The sequence below is a fragment of the Pseudoalteromonas sp. S4492 genome (assembly GCF_005886115.1).
GTDB lineage: Bacteria > Pseudomonadota > Gammaproteobacteria > Enterobacterales > Alteromonadaceae > Pseudoalteromonas > Pseudoalteromonas gelatinilytica.
In genome coordinates, this window is the sequence record NZ_PNCP01000147.1 from 1 (window position 1) to 204 (window position 204).

At 44.1% G+C, this 204-nt stretch carries 1 protein-coding gene; it reads right to left on the bottom strand.

What is annotated here, in order from left to right:
- Positions 1-191, bottom strand: a 191-nt coding sequence (locus tag CWC28_RS22320; protein ID WP_212746813.1) for a hypothetical protein, incomplete at its 3' end; no start/stop codon positions are given.
- Positions 192-204: the final 13 nt, after the last annotated feature.

Genomic DNA, 204 nt, shown 5'->3' on the forward strand with positions numbered 1-204 from the left:
ATCAATGCCAGAAGAACAGGAAAATGATGATTACAAATATCTCTATCGACGCTACTGATTAATTCAGAACAACTTGAAACCTCTTTATCTGAAGCACCAGTCGGTGATTCGCCTGTGGCAAGAGCACTGAAAGGGAGAGCATAAATGGCTGACAAAACAGCAACCGCCAGCCCGGATCTGGAAGTATTCATAACGGCACTCTGT